At 54.6% G+C, this 16,262-nt stretch carries 16 protein-coding genes; all 16 read left to right on the top strand.

Features of this window, described 5'->3' with window-relative positions:
• The first annotated feature begins 120 nt into the window (after positions 1 to 120).
• The 16 genes from EDM57_RS16240 to EDM57_RS16165 all read left to right on the top strand — a co-directional run bounded on the left by EDM57_RS16240 (position 121) and on the right by EDM57_RS16165 (position 16,261).
• Positions 121 to 915 carry a patatin-like phospholipase family protein gene (locus tag EDM57_RS16240; RefSeq protein ID WP_122905737.1) on the top strand — a complete coding sequence of 265 codons (795 nt, stop codon included), beginning with the start codon at positions 121 to 123 and terminating at the stop codon, positions 913 to 915.
• Positions 912 to 1,979, top strand: coding sequence for a SepM family pheromone-processing serine protease (locus EDM57_RS16235; protein WP_122905736.1), 1,068 nt, complete (start codon positions 912 to 914; stop codon positions 1,977 to 1,979). Before EDM57_RS16240 ends, EDM57_RS16235 begins: the two co-directional genes overlap by 4 nt.
• 84 nt (positions 1,980 to 2,063) lie before the next feature.
• Positions 2,064 to 2,582, top strand: coding sequence for a YceD family protein (locus EDM57_RS16230; protein ID WP_122905735.1), 519 nt, complete (start codon positions 2,064 to 2,066; stop codon positions 2,580 to 2,582).
• A gap of 137 nt (positions 2,583 to 2,719) precedes the next feature.
• The gene (gene rpmF, locus EDM57_RS16225) at positions 2,720 to 2,890 is read left to right on the top strand and encodes a 50S ribosomal protein L32 (RefSeq protein WP_122905734.1); all 171 of its coding nucleotides are present in this window, start codon (positions 2,720 to 2,722) and stop codon (positions 2,888 to 2,890) included.
• A gap of 152 nt (positions 2,891 to 3,042) precedes the next feature.
• On the top strand, positions 3,043 to 3,831 hold the full coding sequence (locus EDM57_RS16220; protein WP_122905733.1) for a DeoR/GlpR family DNA-binding transcription regulator: 789 nt from the start codon (positions 3,043 to 3,045) through the stop codon (positions 3,829 to 3,831).
• A gap of 289 nt (positions 3,832 to 4,120) precedes the next feature.
• The gene (gene fapR / locus EDM57_RS16215) at positions 4,121 to 4,705 is read left to right on the top strand and encodes a transcription factor FapR (protein WP_122905732.1); all 585 of its coding nucleotides are present in this window, start codon (positions 4,121 to 4,123) and stop codon (positions 4,703 to 4,705) included.
• Positions 4,706 to 4,725: 20 nt separating this feature from the next.
• On the top strand, positions 4,726 to 5,733 hold the full coding sequence (gene plsX / locus EDM57_RS16210; RefSeq protein ID WP_122905731.1) for a phosphate acyltransferase PlsX: 1,008 nt from the start codon (positions 4,726 to 4,728) through the stop codon (positions 5,731 to 5,733).
• 5 nt (positions 5,734 to 5,738) lie between these two features.
• Positions 5,739 to 6,758, top strand: a complete 1,020-nt coding sequence (locus tag EDM57_RS16205) for a beta-ketoacyl-ACP synthase III (protein ID WP_122905860.1) — start codon at positions 5,739 to 5,741, stop codon at positions 6,756 to 6,758.
• Positions 6,758 to 7,708, top strand: coding sequence for an ACP S-malonyltransferase (gene fabD / locus EDM57_RS16200; RefSeq protein WP_122905730.1), 951 nt, complete (start codon positions 6,758 to 6,760; stop codon positions 7,706 to 7,708). The genes EDM57_RS16205 and fabD overlap by 1 nt, the downstream gene beginning before the upstream one ends.
• Positions 7,702 to 8,442 (top strand): 3-oxoacyl-[acyl-carrier-protein] reductase, encoded by a 741-nt coding sequence (gene fabG / locus EDM57_RS16195; protein WP_122905729.1) that lies wholly within the window; start codon positions 7,702 to 7,704, stop codon positions 8,440 to 8,442. The genes fabD and fabG overlap by 7 nt, the downstream gene beginning before the upstream one ends.
• Positions 8,443 to 8,495: 53 nt before the next feature.
• Positions 8,496 to 8,729 carry an acyl carrier protein gene (gene acpP / locus EDM57_RS16190; protein WP_005834336.1) on the top strand — a complete coding sequence of 78 codons (234 nt, stop codon included), beginning with the start codon at positions 8,496 to 8,498 and terminating at the stop codon, positions 8,727 to 8,729.
• A 134-nt stretch (positions 8,730 to 8,863) separates the two neighbouring features.
• On the top strand, positions 8,864 to 10,105 hold the full coding sequence (gene fabF / locus EDM57_RS16185; protein ID WP_122905728.1) for a beta-ketoacyl-ACP synthase II: 1,242 nt from the start codon (positions 8,864 to 8,866) through the stop codon (positions 10,103 to 10,105).
• Positions 10,106 to 10,159: 54 nt separating this feature from the next.
• On the top strand, positions 10,160 to 10,846 hold the full coding sequence (gene rnc, locus EDM57_RS16180; RefSeq protein ID WP_420796658.1) for a ribonuclease III: 687 nt from the start codon (positions 10,160 to 10,162) through the stop codon (positions 10,844 to 10,846).
• A gap of 246 nt (positions 10,847 to 11,092) precedes the next feature.
• The gene (gene smc, locus EDM57_RS16175) at positions 11,093 to 14,665 is read left to right on the top strand and encodes a chromosome segregation protein SMC (protein WP_122905726.1); all 3,573 of its coding nucleotides are present in this window, start codon (positions 11,093 to 11,095) and stop codon (positions 14,663 to 14,665) included.
• A gap of 106 nt (positions 14,666 to 14,771) precedes the next feature.
• Entirely contained in the window at positions 14,772 to 15,779 is a 1,008-nt protein-coding gene (ftsY, locus tag EDM57_RS16170; RefSeq protein WP_122905725.1) for a signal recognition particle-docking protein FtsY, read from the top strand.
• 143 nt (positions 15,780 to 15,922) lie between these two features.
• Positions 15,923 to 16,261, top strand: coding sequence for a putative DNA-binding protein (locus EDM57_RS16165; protein ID WP_122905724.1), 339 nt, complete (start codon positions 15,923 to 15,925; stop codon positions 16,259 to 16,261).
• The last annotated feature ends 1 nt before the right edge of the window (position 16,262 follow it).

The raw sequence follows: 16,262 nt of genomic DNA, 5'->3' as shown, positions 1-16,262 counted from the left end.
CGACGAAAAGATCATAGTACATGTCTACGTGTCAGCAGGATGATCTATGCGTGAGCTTGTATCTTTCAAGTGTGAAAAGAACCGGGAGTGGACACATAGGCTGTTACAGGAGGTGTTTGCATGACGGCGAAGCGAAAGCCAGTCGTGGGAGTGGCGTTAGGCTCAGGCGGAGCCCGCGGATTTGCGCACATTGGCGTCCTGAAAGCGTTGGAGGCGCACGGTGTTGAGATCGACATGCTCGCAGGAAGCAGTATGGGCAGTCTGATCGCGGCGGTGTATGCGAACGGGATCGAGCCGCACATGATGGGAAAGCTTGCGCAAAACCTCAAGCGCAAGCACTGGCTTGACCTGACTGTACCCGGTATGGGTTTTGTCGCGGGTGAAAAAATCAAGCAGCTGATTAAGCTGCTCACGCATGGCAAGCGGATCGAGGAGCTGAACAAACCCCTTGCGATTGTGGCGACGGACATCGAATCGGGCGAGCGGGTCGTTTTTCGCGAGGGGCCGATCGATCAGGCGGTCAGAGCGAGCATTTCCATTCCGGGTATATTTGTTCCGGAAAAGGTAGACGGACGGCTGCTCGTTGACGGGGGAGTCATTGACCGGGTTCCCGTTACGGTGCTAAAAGACATGGGAGCAGACATCGTCATTGCCGTCGACGTCGCGCAGGTAGATACGCCGATGAAAGTGGGAAGCATCTTTGATGTCATCGCGCAGACGATTGATGTCATGGAAAGAGAGATTCTGCGCCATCGGATCATCGCCGCTGACATCGTAATCCGCCCGGATGTTGGACACTATAGCAGTATCGCCTACTCTGGCGTAGAGGAAATTATCGAGCTGGGCGAACGCGAGGGTGCAGCACAGGCAGAGCGCATCCAGCAACTGATTGCGAACTGGGAGGAAAGCCGATGAGCGAAGAACAGCTGAATGGACGAAGAAGCAGATCAAGTGGAAACCGAGGCTTTAGCTGGATTTTTGGCTTGATCTTTGCGGTGGTTGGACTTTCTTTTTTTATCCCGACCAATTACTATGTGACCCGACCAGGTTCGGCGATTGAACTTGCGCCGATGATTGACGTGGAGGGCGGCAAAAAGGACGAGACAGGCTCGTTCATGCTCACCACAGTGCGCATGGGCGAGGCCAACCTGGCCTGGTACATCTACGCCAGCCTGGCCGCTGACGCGGAACTGATGCCAAAGCAGCTGGTAGTCAGCGAAGGCGAGGACAACGACGATTTCGTCCGCCGCGAGCAGGCTGTAATGGACAATTCGCAAAAAATCGCCGAAGCCGTCGCGTTTCGCCTGGCGGGCTACGAGGTGAAGGTCGAGAAGGAAGGCGTCTGGGTGATGGGGACGCTGGACGGCCTGCCCGCCAAAAAAGTGCTGAAAATCGGAGACGTCATTACCGCAGTCGACGGGGTTCGCACCGCCGAAGCCAAAGGCTTGCTGCAGGTTCTCTCCGGCAAAAAGGCTGGCGATCAGGTGGAGATTACATACACGAGAGATGGACAAGAAGCCAAAACGGTGATAACCTTGGTACCACTGCCGGAGTCAAAATCTGTCGGGATCGGGGTGCGCCCTGACAACAAGCAGCAGATCGTGATTCCGAAAAAAGTAACCATCGCGTCGCAGGGCATCGGCGGCCCGTCTGCCGGACTGATGATGACGCTGGAGATCCTGGATCAGCTCGATACGACGAAGGATTTGACAAAAGGCTACAAAATAGCCGGTACAGGCACGATTTCATTGGATGGGACTGTAGGCCGAATCGGCGGGATCAGTCACAAGGTCATCGCAGCCGACAAGGCGGGGGCAGAGATTTTCTTTGCGCCTCAGGATACGCCTGATGCAACCTCCAATTATCAGGAAGCCCTGGCGGCCGCCAAACGGATCGGTACCTCCATGCAGATCGTTCCCGTCAAAAATGTGGCGGATGCGATTGCGTATCTGGATGGACGAAAGCCGAAAACTTCCTGAGCAAACAAGCTGTCAAGGAAAAATGGTTGACAAAGCTTTTTGCACGGGCTATAATCATCCTTGTTGTGCATGAGGTGAAGTGCTATGAACATTAAATTGGCAGAGTTGGAACACCGAAAAGGCGAGCCATTGCCGTTTCAGTTGACGCTCGATGCAGCGGAACTGAAAAACCGCCATCAGGAAATTCGCGGGATCACTCCTGTGAATGCAGAGGGCGAGGCTGTACAGCTCGGCAATCTCTACTATGTAAAAGGCAGCATGAGAGCCGACGTCGATTTTGTCTGCGCCCGGTGTCTGAAGCCTTTTACCCATCATGCAGCAGTCGACTTCTCCGAAACCTTTGCATCAGCCGATGATCCGGTGTTGGGTGAGGATGAAGACAGCGATATTATTCCGCTCGAAGGTGACGAAATCGAGCTGACCGCTCTGTTGCAAGAGGACTTTTTGCTTGCGATGCCGACCTTCCCGCTGTGCGAGGAGGACTGCAAAGGGTTGTGCCCGACATGCGGCGTGAACCGCAATGAAACGGCATGCAGCTGCAAGAATGAGCGGATCGACCCGCGTTTGGCCGGGTTGGCTGACTTTTTCAAGGACAGCAAGTAGTATTCTATCGTTTTCAAGGTGAGGCGCCGATCTTCGGATGCAGCGTCTCATTTTTGAAGGATGGCATAGCATTTTGCCTATACTATCCACCCAATAGAGCATCTTAGCATTTGTCAGTTGAAGGAGGTGTAAGGAAGATGGCAGTACCTCAACGGAGAACTTCCAAAACCCGTAAAAGAATGCGTCGTACGCACTTCAAATTAGAGATTCCAGGCATGATCAAATGCGATAATTGCAACGAATACAAACTTGCGCATCGTGTTTGCCCAAGCTGCGGTCACTACAAAGGTGTGAAAGTGGCAAAGTAAGCTTTGCTGCGTAAAAAGTGAGGTGAGCAATCACCTTGCTTTTTTTGTGCGCTCATTTAGCTTAATATTACTTATTAACGTTTGGATATATTGCTTAAAATGCGCAAATGCCTTAAAATGAAGGGGAAAGGCAAGGATGGAGTGACATCGCGATGTACCAAGAGGAACGGCTGGCCGCGATCTTGCAGTATTTGCAGCAGCATCAGCGCATCAGTGTGCAGGAAGTGATGGAAAAGTTTTCTGTCTCCCGCGACACAGCGAGGCGCGACATCGTCAAGCTGGAGGAGCAGGGCGAGATTTTGCGAACACGCGGCGGAGCGATTTTGCCCCGTTTGAGCAAAAAAAGCTATTCCCATCAGGAGCGGATGCAGCTCGACCTGTCGGGCAAGCACCGGATTGCCCAGGCAGCAGCCCGGCTGATAAAAGACGGCGATTATTTGCTGCTCGATGCGTCGACGACTGTGCAATTGGCGGTAGAATCGCTGCAGACGAAAGACCATGTCATCATCACGAATTCGATCGCGACAGCGGCCAGTGTGGCGCGCAAGGAAGGCGTGCTCGTGAAGCTGCTCGGCGGGGACGTGAACCCGCAAAACCAGTGTGTGCACGGCAGCCGCACCGTTGCCAGCCTTGCCGATTACCACGTCGACAAGCTGCTGGTGGGCGCGTGCGGATTGACGACGAGCGGCCTGGTCTCGACGAATGAGGAGGAAGGCTATCTCATCCGGGAAATGATTAGGCGGGCCGATCAGGTAATCGTTCTCGCCGACCACTCCAAGTTCGGCAAAAGCATGCTGTACCGCGTAGCCGGCCTGGAGCGGATCGACATGCTCGTGACGGACCGCGAGCCGGGGCCGGAAATGGCAGAGGCGCTGGAAAAAAGCGAAGTGGAAGTCATCGTAGCAGGCGAAGCGGACGACGATTTTTCAAAAAAGGGATAGATTTCACCTGGCTGGCGTGAAGGGGAGCCCCGCGTGACAGCAGGTGGATTTATCAGGGAAGGTTCTTCTTGCGGGAAGAGTCTTCTCTTTTTTGCTTGCAAGGGCAAAGACGTCCTGCTGTCCGAAAATCCTTTTCCACAAGGAGGGCAGAGAGGTGTACCGCGGGTGAGAGACACATTTTCAAGAACTTTACTTGTAATTGCCGATGTTCTCCCTTATACTGTTTTGGTACCTGGTATTAAAAACAGCTCGCAATCATACATATCCGAATGAGAATATCGCTAGGGGGGTGTTTCGCATCGCCCGCTTGCCAAAAAAAGATCGCCAGACGCGCTTGGTGCAGTCGCTGGCGGATAATCCATTTGCGACGGACGAGGATCTGGCTGAGTTATTTCAAGTCAGCATTCAAACAATACGTTTAGACCGTTTGGAGCTTGGGATTCCCGAGCTGCGCGAGCGGATCAAATCGGTTGCCGAAAAAAGTCTCGACCCCGTAAAATCGCTGGGGATCGACGAAGTCATCGGCGAGATCATCGACTTGCAGCTCGATTCCCAAGCCATTTCCGTACTGGAAATAAAAGAAGAGCATGTTTTTTCGAAGACGCAGATTGCCAGGGGGCATTATATTTTTGCCCAGGCCAACTCGTTGGCAGTAGCAGTGATTAATGCAGATGTGGCGTTGACCGCAACCGCCCGAATCCGCTTCGTTCGGCCTGTGCGCATCGGCGAAAAGCTGGTGGCAAAAGCAGTGGTGCGCAGCCGGAATGGAGACGAGTGCAAAGTGCGCGTGGAGACCAAGGTTCAGGGGGAACTGGTCTTTACTGCGACGTTTCGGGTTGTAGAAATGTCAGGGACACAAAATCGGCATGGATGAGAGGTAAGGAGGAGACACGGTTGCGAATTGCAGTTGATGCGATGGGCGGCGATAACGCACCGCGAAGTACAGTTTTGGGGGCGCTTGCTGCCATCAAGGAAAACCCGGCCATTACCGTTGTATTGGTGGGAGATGAACAGGCCATTCGGAACCACTTGCCGCAAGACTTGCCGGCAAACATCGAGATCGTTCCTACTACGGAAGTGATTTTGCCAGATGATGAACCGGTTCGAGCTGTACGTCGCAAGAAACATTCTTCGCTTGTCGTAGCAGTGGAGATGGCACGCGAAAAAATCGTGGATGCAGCGATCTCTGCAGGGAATACAGGTGCGCTGATGACGGCAGGGTTGCTCTATGCAGGCCGCATGGAGGGGATTGAACGACCCGCTCTGGCCGCCTTTATCCCGAATGTACTGGGCCGCGTCACGCTTACGCTCGACGTCGGCGCCAACATGGACGCAAAGCCGCATCACCTGCTGCAATACGCGGTGATGGGCAGCCTGTACGCAGAAAAAGTGCTGTGCTTTGAAAATCCGAAAGTCGGACTGCTCAACGTAGGGACGGAAGAAGGAAAAGGAAACGAGCTGACCAAAGCCGTCTTCCCGCTTTTGTCCCAGGCAGACCTGAATTTTGTCGGCAACGTGGAAGCGCGTGACGTCATGCAAGGGGCATGCGATGTGCTCGTCTGTGACGGCTTTGTCGGCAACGTGCTGCTGAAAGCGGTAGAGGGCGCAGCCTCCACAATCTTTTCGCTGTTGAAGCAGGAGTTTACTTCGACGCTGATTAATAAAGTAGGGGCGGCCATTTTGAAGCCGGGGCTCGTTCGCTTCAAGAACAAAATGGACTACGCGGAATACGGGGGAGCGCCGCTGTTGGGCCTGAAAAGCCCTGTCATCAAGGCACACGGCTCCTCTGACGAGCGAGCGATGAAAAACGCGATTGCCAGCGCAGCCCGCTTCGTGCGGCAAGATGTGAACGAAGTGATTGCGCAGGCACTGCAAAAAAATATAACGGGAGAAAGCGAGTGAGGCAGATGGACAAAAAGCGTTCAGTAGGCATTTTGGCTACAGGCTCCTATACACCTGAGAGAGTGCTCAGCAACTTCGATCTGGAAAAAATGGTGGAAACAACAGATGAGTGGATTGTTTCCCGCACCGGAATCCGGGAACGTCGCATTTGCTCACCGGAGCAAGCTTCCTCCGACCTTGCTTATGAAGCTGCGAAAAAAGCGCTGGAGCGAGCCAACATCAGCGCAGAGCAGCTTGACATGATTATCGTGGCAACCGTTACGCCTGATATGATGTTCCCGTCGACTGCCTGCATCCTGCAGGAAAAGCTGGGCGCAAAACGCGCTGCGGCGCTTGACGTATCGGCTGCCTGCACAGGCTTTTTGTACGGCATTACAACCGCGGCTCAATTCATTGCCAACGGCCTGTACAAATACGTGCTGGTCGTCGGGGTGGAGACGCTGTCCAAAATTACGAACTACAAAGACCGCAACACATGTGTACTGTTCGGAGACGGCGCAGGTGCGGCGGTGATCGGCGAAGTCCGCGAAGGCTTTGGCTTCCAGTCGTTTGAGCTTGGCGCAGACGGCGCAGGCGGCGAGCTTCTGTGCCTGCCGGCTGGCGGCTCGCGCATCCCGGCTTCGAGCGAGACGGTCGAGAAAAACCTGCACTACCTCTCGATGGCGGGCAGCGAGGTGTTCAAATTCGCTGTGCGGGTGATGAACTCCGCGACAGAAGCGGTATTGTCCAAAGCCGGAGTCGATCGGGAAAACATCGACCTGTTGGTGCCGCATCAGGCCAACAAGCGGATTATCGACTCCGCTGTCCAACGCTTCGGCCTTTCTGAGGACAAAGTGGTCATTAACCTCGACCGGTACGGAAACATGTCCTCTGCGTCCATTCCGGTAGCATTGGATGAAGCGATTGCGGCCGGACGGGTCAAGGAAGGCGACAACGTCATTCTCGTAGGTTTCGGCGGCGGCCTGACCTGGGGAGCTACGCTTCTGAAATGGTCGACCACGCCAGCGGAAGGGAGCGGACAGTAGTGGGGAAAGTAGCATTTGTTTTTCCGGGCCAAGGCTCGCAATTTGTAGGAATGGGGCAAACGCTCGCGGAACAATCGGCAGCAGCCCGTCACATTTTTGAAACGGCAGACGAAGCGCTCGGCTTTTCGCTGTCTGGCCTGTGCTTTGCAGGCCCGGAAGAAGAGTTGAAGCTGACGGCGAACACGCAGCCGGCGATTTTGACCGCGAGTGTTGCCGTGCTTGCCGCATTGAAAGAAAAGCTCCCGGATTACGCGCCGGATTTCGTGGCGGGTCACAGTCTGGGTGAATATTCGGCGCTGGTGGCAGCAGGGGCGCTGTCTTTTGCCGATGCAGTAAAAGTCGTCCGCGCACGCGGTCAATTCATGGAAGAAGCGGTTCCGGCAGGTCAGGGCGCGATGGCCGCGGTTCTGAACATGGAGCGGGCTGCCCTGCAAGCGGTCTGTGAGGAAGTGACGGCTTCCGGTCATCCGGTTCAGCCGGCGAACATGAACTGCCCAGGCCAGATCGTCATCTCCGGTTCGGCGGAAGGCGTCAAGCTGGCGGGCGAAAAAGCCAAGGCCCAAGGAGCGAAGCGTGTGCTTCCGCTGAATGTGAGCGGACCGTTCCACTCCAGCCTGATGCAGCCAGCCGCAGACAAATTGCATGCGGTGCTTGCAGGCGTCACAGTCCAGGACGCAGGCGTACCTGTCGTGGCAAACGTGACGGCACGCCCTGTTACCGAAGCGGCGACGATCGTCGAGCAGCTTGTGCAGCAAGTATCGGCTCCGGTTTTGTGGGAGGATTCGGTACAGTGGATGGTCGAAGCGGGCGTGACTACGTTCGTGGAGATCGGACCAGGCAAAGTGCTTGCGGGATTGATTAAAAAAATCGCGCCAGCCGAGACGACGATCATTTCGGTGCAGGACATGGAGTCCTTGACTGAGCTTTTGAACGGAGGGTTATTATGTTAACAGGAAAAACAGCACTCGTGACAGGCGCTTCCCGCGGGATCGGCCGTGCGATTGCCATCAAGCTGGCCGAGGCAGGGGCGAATGTTGTGGTGAACTACGCAGGCAGTGAAGCGGCAGCAGCCGAGACAGTCGCCAAGGTCAAGGAACTCGGCCGCGATGCGATCATGGTTCGCGCCAACGTTTCTTCGGCTGAGGAAGTGGGCGACATGTTCAAGGCCGCGCTCGACCACTTCGGCACAATCGACATTCTCGTCAACAACGCCGGGATTACCCGCGACAACCTGCTGATGCGCATGAAGGAAGAAGAGTGGGATGAAGTCATTGCCACCAACCTGAAAGGCGTATTCAATTGCCTGAAAGCGGCGACTCGTCCGATGATGAAGCAACGCTCGGGCAAAATCATCAACATTACGTCCGTGGTCGGCGTGCTCGGCAATGCGGGGCAAGCTAACTACGTGGCGGCAAAAGCAGGCGTTATCGGCCTGACCAAGACAGCCGCCCGCGAGCTGGCGAGCCGCGGCATCACCGTGAACGCGGTAGCGCCTGGCTTTATCGACACCGAGATGACAGCCGTGCTGCCGGAGGATGTCAAAGCTGGCCTCATCAGCCAGATTCCGCTCGCACGCCTGGGCCAGACAGAGGATATTGCCTCCGTCGTTCTGTTCCTTGCTTCCGACGCAGCCAATTACATGACAGGCCAAACGCTGCATGTGGATGGCGGCATGTACATGTAAACTGGTTTTTTGCAAGCTCATCTACTATAATACGGGAGAGGGGGTGAAGCAAAATGGCAGATACATTGGAGCGCGTGAAGAAAATCATCGTCGATCGTCTGGGTGTAGATGAGTCCAAGATTACTTTGGAAGCTTCTTTCAAAGAAGACCTGGGCGCTGACTCCCTGGATGTAGTGGAACTCGTAATGGAACTCGAAGACGAGTTTGACCTAGAGATTTCTGACGAAGATGCTGAAAAGATCACTTCTGTTGGTGAGGTTGTAAAATACATAGAATCTCACAAGTAGATCAATCAGTTCGAAGTCCCGTACCATACGGGACTTCTCCTTCAATTGCCGCCGAATACATATCAGGAAGTTACGTTGGGCATGAAGTGTGCGACAAGAAGCTGACTGCTGACTTTTATATAGAGGTGATCGTAATGAAACGAAGAGTGGTGATTACTGGCGTTGGTGTCGTCTCCCCGGTGGGAAATGACGCGCAGACCTTCTGGAACAGCTTGCTGGAAGGAAAATCAGGTATTGACCGCTTGACTGCTTTTGACGCTTCAGATTTTCCGACGCAGATCGCGGGTGAAGTAAAAGACTTCAACCCTGAGCTGTACTTGGACAAAAGAGAAATACGACGTACAGACCGATTCGTTCAGTTTGGATTGGCTGCTGCCAAAATGGCGGTAGAGGATGCGAAGCTGGAAATTACACCAGAAAATGCGGAACGAGTGGGTGTATACATCGGGTCCGGAATTGGCGGGCTGTCTACATGGGAAGAGCAGCATTCGGTGCTGCTGGAAAAAGGTCCACGCCGTGTAAGTCCGTTCTTCATTCCAATGCTGATTGCCAACATGGCTTCCGGTGCAGTCTCCATTCAATTCGGAGCAAAAGGACCGACCTCCAGCGCGATTACCGCATGTGCGACAGGAACAAACGCAATCGGGGATGCCCTGCGCCTGATCCAGTTCGATCACGCGGATGTGATGATCGCAGGGGGAGCGGAAGCGACGGTTCGTCCGATGGCGTTTGCCGGCTTTTGTTCCGCAAAAGCGATGTCCACTCGCAACGACGAGCCGCAAAAGGCGAGCCGTCCGTTTGACAAAGACCGCGATGGCTTCGTCATGGGAGAAGGGGCAGGCGTGCTGATTCTGGAAGAGCTGGAGCACGCAAAAAAACGCGGCGCAAACATCATCGCAGAAGTGATCGGCTACGGCATGAGCGCGGATGCCCATCACATCACGGCTCCATCGCCAGGCGGCGAAGGGGCGGCGCGCTGCATGAAAAATGCGCTGCGTGACGCAGGTATTGATCCGACAGAGGTAGACTACATCAACGCACACGGTACCTCTACCGATCAGGGCGATATTGCGGAGACACTGGCGATCAAAGAGGTGTTTGGCGAGCACGCTTACAAGCTGGCTGTCAGCTCGACCAAGTCGATGACAGGCCATTTGCTCGGAGCGACAGGCGGTGTCGAAGCAATTGCGACAGCATTTGCCCTGCGCGACCAGGTGCTTCCTCCGACGATCAACCTGGAAAACCCTGATCCGGAATGTGATCTCGACTATGTTCCTAACCATGCGCGCAAGGCGACCGTCCGTGTGGCTGTTTCCAACACGTTTGGATTCGGTGGTCATAATGCAACGGTGGTTCTGAAACGATACGAAGAATAAATGAGCCCTACTGAGAAAAAAAGTAGGCAGTCTCCTGGAATGGTGGTGAGGGTGATGAATTTTGCACAGCTGCAAGAGAAGATAGGCTTTCGCTTTCGGGATGAGAGCATTCTGCGGCAGGCATTCACCCATTCTTCCTACGTGAACGAGCAACGCGGCAAACGGATATCAGACAACGAACGGCTGGAGTTTTTGGGAGATGCTGTGCTTGAGTTGACTGTTTCCCAGTTTTTATACAAAACTTTTCCGAAGATGAGCGAAGGCGAAATGACAAAGCTGCGGGCAGCGATTGTCTGTGAGCCTTCTCTCGTCAAATTTGCTGAACTGTTGAATTTTGGCGATCTCGTTTTGCTGGGAAAAGGGGAAGAGTTGACTGGTGGACGCCAGCGACCTGCCTTGCTAGCGGACGTTTTTGAAGCTTTTGTTGGTGCCCTCTATCTGGATCAGGGCCTGGATGCCGTGTTTTCCTTCATGGAAAAATACGTCTACCCCAAAATCGACAAGGGAGAGTTTGCCCAGGTGACAGACTTCAAGAGCCAGTTGCAGGAATTTGTTCAACAGGACAATCTGGGAGACATCCAGTATCGCATTGTAGAAGAAAAAGGACCAGCTCACAATCGAGAGTTCGTATCGGAAGTGCTTTTGAACAATCGTTCGCTTGGCATTGGCTCTGGCCGCTCCAAAAAAGAAGCGGAACAGCAGGCAGCAGCCCGGGCATTGGTAAAGCTGGGGGAGAAATAGAAGCTTACGAAAAAGAAAGCTGCATCATCTGCGGGCGCAGGTGGTGTAGCTTTCTTTGTTCCGGCTTGGAAAAGCTGGGAAAATACTGCGTGAAGGCAGCTTTCTGTGATACACTTATCTCGATATGCCCACGAAGACTCTCAGTGGAGTAGCTCCTGTCTGACACAGGGGCTCTTTTCGGGTACCATCCGATTCATGCCGTGCATACCGGGCAGTTGGGATGGTTTGGTAAGGAGGACCGTAAGTATGTATTTGAAACGTCTGGAGCTGGCGGGATTCAAATCTTTTGCCGACAGGACGGAATTGGAGTTCGTACCGGGAGTGACAGCGGTAGTCGGTCCAAACGGAAGCGGCAAGAGCAACGTTTCCGACTCGATCCGCTGGGTGCTCGGAGAACAGAGTGCCAAGTCGCTGCGCGGGGCGAAGATGGAAGATATTATTTTCGCGGGCAGTGACAAGCGCAAGCCAGTGAACTTTGCCGAAGTGACGCTCACCCTGGATAATACGGATCGTTCCCTCGATGTGGAATATTCAGAGGTTTCTATCACACGCAGAGTCTACCGCTCCGGTGAGAGTGAGTATTACATAAACAACAAAGCCTGCCGCTTGAAGGACATTATGGAGCTGTTCATGGATACGGGTCTGGGAAAAGAAGCGTATTCCATTATTGGGCAGGGAAAAATCGAAGAAATTCTCAGCACCAAGTCAGAAGATCGCCGCGGCATTTTTGAAGAAGCGGCAGGAATCGTCAAGTACAAGACCCGCAAGCGCGAGGCGGAGAAAAAGCTCGATGATACCGAGCAAAACCTCGTGCGCATCCACGATATCGTCAGCGAAATCAACGAGCAGATTGGACCGCTGCAAGAGCAGGCAGAGACGGCGAAGCTGTACAACGAGCTGCACAGCAAGCTGGTCGAGCATGAAGTCGCGCTGTACGTGCAGCAGATCGAGGCCGCGCACAGCAAATGGGAGGCCGCGACGCAGCGTGTGCAGGAGCTGCGTGAGCTTTTGATTACGCAGACGACGGAAGCGACCAGGCACGAAGCGGATTTGGAGCAGGCCCGCTTTTCGGTCACACAAATCGATCAGTCGATCGAGGAGTTGCAGCACGTTCTGCTGACGGTGAGTGAAGAGACGGAAAAGGTAGAAGGCCAGCGCGAAGTATTGCGCGAGCGGATGCGCAACTTGAGCGCCAATCGCCAGCAGACGATGGAGCAGATGCACAGGCTGACGGAGAAGCAGCACGCGCTGGAAGCGGAACTTGCGGAAGAGCAGGAGCGCGCCAAGGAAGCGGATCGGCGTCTGGCGGAAGCGCATGCCTCGTTGCAGGAGGCAGAAGAGCAGTTTTTCTCCATGGTCCAGTCGCTGACAGACGATGTGGAACGATTGAAAGGCGATTACTTTGAAAAGCTGAACGAAATGGCCAACCTGCGCAACGAAATCCGCCATCAGCAGCAACTCGTACAGACATCGCAGGCGCGCCTCGACCGCCAACTGTCCGGCAAGGAGCAGCTCGATCTGGAAGAGATGCAGCGCCAGGTGAGAATGGCGGAGCTGCAGGAGCAACTGACCCAGATCGATCAGTCGATTCAGGATACAGTTAGCCGCTACAAGCAGTTAATGGACGGCCTGCGCGATGGACAAGCGCGCATGGAACAGGTGCGCCGGGAACTGCGCCAGTCCGAGCAAAAAAGAGAAGCGGCAAAGTCCCGCCTCGACCTCATCAAAGAGATGCAGTCCGAATTTGCCGGGTTCCAGCAAGGGGTAAAAGAAATTCTCAAGGCACGCGAGCGCGGCTTCAAAGGCATCCACGGCGCGGTCGCCGAGCTGGTCGTTGTGCCGCAGCAGTACGAAACAGCAGTCGAGGTCGCCCTGGGCGGAGCGCTGCAAAACGTCGTCGTCGATAACGAGGCGGCTGGGCGCGCCGCGATTGCTTACTTGAAGCAGCACAATGCAGGTCGCGCTACCTTTTTGCCGCTGGATGTCATCCGGTCGCGCACCTTGCAGGCCAGTGACCGCCAATTGCTGGCAAAAGAAAGCGGTGTGGTCGGGATCGCCAGCGAGCTGGTGTCGTTTGAGGACACGTACCGTTCGATTGTGGAAAGCATGCTCGGCAACGTCATCGTTACGGAAAAGCTGGAGCAGGCAAACCGCGTCGCCCGCACGCTCGGCTATCGCTACCGCGTCGTGACGCTCGAAGGCGATATCGTCAACGCAGGCGGTTCGATGACAGGGGGCGCCTTGAAGAAAAACAGCGCCAACCTGCTCGGACGCAATCGCCAGGCAGAAGAACTCGAAGCGCAAATGCGCGAAATCGAAGAGGCAATTTCTGGACATACTACTCGAATGGAACAACTGGCGGCAGAGCTTGGCCGCATGGAAGAAGAACAGGAAGCGCTCCGCTCGCAAGGCGAAGCGCTGCGGCTGAAGGAGCAGGAAGTCAAGGGCCTTCTGCAGCAAACCGAAGCAGAGGGACGCTCGCTTGCCGAACGGGCCAAGCTGGTAGAGCAAGATATTGCCGCCTACCAAAAAGAGATGGAAGAAGCGCTGCGCAAGCAGGAGAAGCTTCAAGCGGACTTGGCCGTCCTGGAGCAGGAAGAGCAGAAGCTGAACGAGCAGATCGCCGAAGCTGAGGCCAAGCGCCAGGAACAGTTGGAATCCAAGGAAGAAATGAACCAGAAAATTACCAGCTTAAAAGTGCTGAACGCCCAGGTGAAACAGGAACACCAGTCCCGCCTGGAGCAGACGGAGCGCCTGCTCGAACAAAAAAACTTGCTCCAGCGCGAATGGGAGGAGCAAAACGCGAACCTCGCCGCACTCGACGAACTGGAGCGCACGAACGAATCGTCCGGGCTTGAGCTCGATCAGCGGATCGCCGAGCTGCGTCAGGACAAGGAGCGCGTGGCCGGGCTGATTGCCGAACGCCGCAGCGAGCGGGCGACGCTGTTCCACAAGCAGGAGCAGGTAGAAGTGCAGGTAAAAGAAATTCGCCGCGAGGTCAAGGCGCTGGAGGAAAAGCTTCATCAGGAGGAAGTGAAGGTCAACCGCAGTGAGGTAGAGCTTGACCATCTGTTGAACAAACTCTCCGAAGAATACGAAATGAGCTACGATCTGGCGAAGCAGAAATACCCGCCGCGCGGGGAACTGCAAGCGGAAATGCAAATCGTCGCCCAGCTCAAAAAGCAAATTGCCGCACTGGGTACGGTTAACCTCGGAGCGATTGAGGAATACGAGCGGCTTTATGAGCGCCAGCAGTTTTTAAGTGCGCAGGAAGCCGATCTGAATGAAGCAAAAGACATGCTCTATCAGGTGATTCAGGAGATGGATACGGAGATGTCGCGCCGCTTCAAGGAAACGTTTGAAGCGATCTCCGAGCAGTTCCGCGACGTGTTTGTGCAGCTGTTCGGGGGCGGACGGGCCAATTTGCTTCTGTCCAACCCGGACAATTTGCTCGAAACGGGAATCGACATCGTGGCGCAGCCGCCAGGCAAAAAGCTGCAAAACCTGGCCCTGCTCTCCGGGGGCGAGCGTGCGCTGACAGCGATGGCGTTGCTCTTTGCCATTCTGCGTGTCAAGCCCGTGCCATTCTGCGTGCTCGACGAGGTGGAAGCGGCATTGGACGAGGCAAACGTCAACCGCTTCGCCGAATACATGCAGCAGTTCAGCAGCCAGACGCAGTTCATTTGCGTGACGCACCGCAAAGGCACGATGGAGAGCGCTGACGTTTTATACGGGATTACGATGCAGGAAGGCGGCGTGTCCAAGCTGGTTTCGGTCAAGCTGGAAGACAGCGACAAATTCGTCGAATCCGCCTCGTAATTCGCCGCGGCATCGTCAGTGCCCGCAAGCAAGAAAAATGAGATTACAACTGAAGCTCGACTTCATGCGAGCTTTTTGACAAGATTATCCGCAAAGGAAGATGAACATGAGCTTTTTCAAGCGACTTCGTGACGCGATTGTCCAAAAATCCGAAGAAGTAACCCAGAAGTTTACGGATGGACTGGCGAAAACGCGAGATTTGCTGGTGGAAAAAGTAGAGGATCTCGTCCGCCGCTACAAAAAAATCGACGACGATTTCTTCGATGAGCTGGAAGAAATTTTGATTACGTCCGACGTCGGAGTCAACACCGTCATGGAGTTGATCGACGATTTGCGGGGAGAAGTGCGCAAGCAAAAAATCGAAAACGCTCTGGACCTGCAACCGATTTTGTCGGAGAAGCTGGTGGCCCTGCTGAAAAACGACGAGGCGGCAGACAGTGCGCTCAACATCGAGGACGGACGCCTGAATGTCATTTTGTTTGTCGGGGTCAACGGGGTCGGCAAAACGACGACTATCGGGAAAATGGCGCACATGTTCAAGCAGCAGGGCAAAAACGTGCTCCTGGCCGCAGGCGATACGTTCCGGGCAGCCGCGATCGAGCAGCTGGAGGTATGGGGCGAGCGCGTCGGCGTTGACGTCATCAAGCAGCAGCAAGGCTCCGATCCAGCCGCTGTCATTTACGACGCCGTCCAGGCCGCCAAGTCGCGCAAGGTCGACGTGCTTTTGTGCGATACAGCCGGACGTCTGCAAAACAAGGTCAATCTGATGGAGGAGCTGGCGAAGGTACACCGCGTGCTGCAGCGCGAACTGCCTGGCGCGCCGCATGAAGTATTGCTCGTCCTCGACGCCACGACAGGGCAAAACGCCTTGTCCCAGGCGAAGACATTCGGCCAGTCCGCCGGAGTGACAGGCCTTGTCCTTACCAAGCTCGACGGTACGGCGAAGGGCGGGATCGTCATTGCGATCCGCAACGAGCTGAACATTCCGGTCAAATACGTCGGCCTTGGCGAGAAAATGGACGATTTGCAGCCGTTCGATCCGGAGCAGTTTGTGCATGCGCTGTTTGCCGGGCTGATCCAAAAAGATGAAGCCGAAGCGCAGGAAAACGCGTAAAATCATAATGTCTGGAACGTAAAAAAAGATGTCAATAAAAAACCTTGACACTAGGTGTAGAATTAGGTACTATAATCTACGTGCTGTAAAGAAAAAGCCTTTACAGTTGCGAATCGAGTACCTCACAGCAAAGGATTGGTTGCATGCTGGAAAAGACCAATCAAGTCAATCTCTTGTTTGACTTTTATGCACCGCTTCTCAAGGGCAAGCAGCGAGAATATCTGGAGCTTTACTATCTGGATGATTTGTCGCTCGGGGAAATTGCCGAGATGCACGAGGTCAGTCGACAGGCTGTTTACGACCACATCAAGCGGGCGGAAAAGCAGCTGTTCGAATACGACCAGAAGCTTCGTCTGGCACAGCGCCACGAAAAGCGAATGGAAGTGCTGGCGCGAATGAGCGAGCTTGTGAATGAGCTTGCGGAAGGCGAGACAAGAGACGAGCTGAACACTTTGCTCCACCAACTGTCAGAGATGGATTAGG

The organism is Brevibacillus gelatini, from assembly GCF_003710935.1.
GTDB lineage: Bacteria > Bacillota > Bacilli > Brevibacillales > Brevibacillaceae > Brevibacillus > Brevibacillus gelatini.
The sequence above is the reverse complement of the archived record's forward strand: the minus strand, read 5'-3'. Positions and strand labels throughout refer to the sequence as shown.